The following is a 2,021-nucleotide window of genomic DNA, read 5'->3' as shown; positions in this document are numbered from 1 at the left end:
CAACACATCCGGGCCGCCGACAGAGCCGACCGGGCAGATTTCAGGACGAGTGAAGCAACGCATCGCCAATGGCCGACAAATCGCAATTCGGGCTGACCGCTGTCGATACCGTTCCGTTGCATGAGAAAGTCTATCTGGAGCTCGTGCGGGCTCTGATGTCGGGCCAGTTGCAGCCCGGCCAGAAGCTGACCTCGCGCAAGCTCGCGAAGGAGCTCGGCACCAGCGACATGCCGGTGCGCAGCGCCTTCACCCGGCTGCAGGCCTTGAGGGCACTGAGCCCGATGCCGAACGGCAGCGTCGAGGTGCCGCTGATCTCGGCCGAACGCTTCTCGCAATTGACCGCCGTGCGCACCATCCTGGAAGGTACGGCCACCGAGCTCGCCACGAAACGCATCAACGGCAACAATCTGCGCGCCATCCGCCGCCATTGCACCGAGCTCACCCAGGCCGCGCGCGGCGGAAACATCGACGACTATCTGCGCAAGAACCACGACTTCAAATTCTCGATCTACCGCCACTGCGGCAACGAGCAGATGATCTTCCTGATCGAGACGGTGTGGATGCAGGTCGGTCCGTTCCTGAGGAACCTGGCGATCGGCTTCGAGGACGGCCTCGCCGGCATTCTCGGCATCGACTATCACGAGGAAGTCGTCGCGGCGATCGAGGCGCAGGACGGCGAACGGGCCCGCGCGGCCATCGTGCGCGACATCGACGAGGGTGCGACACATATCCTCGGCCAGGTGAAATTCCCGGACCTGCGCCACTAGGCAGACTGCAGGGCCCATTCGAGCACAAGCCGAAGGCGCCAAATCACGGCTTGGCTTTCCCGCGTCATCCAGCTATGTTGCGATCGCAGATCGCACAATACGGACCTGAAATGCCCCCCGATATCCCAGCTAGCAAATTGAAAAAATGAAGGAAAATTGCCTGGAAGCATCCATGGCGACCTTTCATGAACTCACAAGCTGAAAAATGGATATCGTAGCCGCGATGGCTACAGAAAGAACCAAGGGGCTGGAAATTGAGCGATGCAATTGCGGACGTTTTGAACTGGCTTGAAAGCAGGGAGGACATCCAGAGCCTGAGGGCCGCGGTGTGCGATCTGAACGGGATCATGCGCGGCAAGCGCATTCCCGTCGAGCAGGCGCGTAAGGCGCTCGAAGGCAAGCTGCGCATGCCCTACTCGCTGATCGGGCTCGACATCTGGGGCGAGGATATCGAAGGCAATGCGCAGGTCTTCTCGACCGGCGACGCCGACGGGCTTTGCCAGTGGACCGGGCGCGGCATCCTGCCCGTCAACTGGACGGCGCATCCGACAGCGCTTCTGCCGCTGTGGCTCGCCGATGAAAACGGCGCGCCCTATCTCGGCGACCCGCGCCGCGCGCTCGCCCGCATTCTCGACCGCTACGCCGCGCTCGGCCTGACCCCGGTCACCGCGACCGAGCTCGAATTCTACCTCGTCGACCCCACGTCGCAGCGCCCCGTCGGTCCGGTTTCACCGATCACTGGCCGGCGCCTCGATTCCGATGCCGCGCTCTCGATCGACGAGATCGACGATTTCGAGGCCTTCATCCATGACGTCTACGAGGCCTGCCGCATGCAAGGCATTCCCGTCGACACCGCGATCGCCGAGAACGGCGTCGGCCAGTTCGAGATCAACCTCAACCATGTGCCGGACGCCTTGCGCGCCGCCGACGACGCCGTTCTGTTCAAGCGCACCGTCAAGGGCATCGCCCGCAAGCACGGCTTTGCCGCCTGTTTCATGGCCAAGCCTTATGGGGAGCGCGCCGGCAACGGCTTCCATGTCCATTTCAGCGTCATCGATAAGGACGGCCGCAACATTTTCGACGACGGCAGCGACCAGGGCTCCGACACCATGCGTCATGCAGTCGGCGGGCTGCTTGCGGCGATGGCGGAGAGCACGCTGGTGTTCGCCCCGCACTTCAATTCCTATCGCCGGCTGCGGCCGCGCTCCTACGCGCCGACCGCGGTTGCCTGGGGCTACGAGAACCGCATGGTCT

2 protein-coding genes are annotated in these 2,021 nt (G+C 63.2%); both read left to right on the top strand.

Annotated features, from left to right (window positions below):
- Nucleotides 1-68: 68 nt before the first annotated feature.
- Nucleotides 69-767, top strand: a complete 699-nt coding sequence (locus EOA33_RS33730; protein WP_126058162.1) for a GntR family transcriptional regulator — start codon at nt 69-71, stop codon at nt 765-767.
- A gap of 254 nt (nt 768-1,021) precedes the next feature.
- Nucleotides 1,022-2,021: glutamine synthetase family protein (locus tag EOA33_RS33725; protein WP_145989458.1), on the top strand; the 1,000-nt coding region annotated here is incomplete at its 3' end.

It is taken from the genome of Mesorhizobium sp. M4A.F.Ca.ET.050.02.1.1 (genome assembly GCF_003997725.1).
GTDB lineage: Bacteria > Pseudomonadota > Alphaproteobacteria > Rhizobiales > Rhizobiaceae > Mesorhizobium.
Note: the sequence above shows the minus strand (reverse complement) of the source record. Positions and strands in the feature narration are given on the sequence as shown.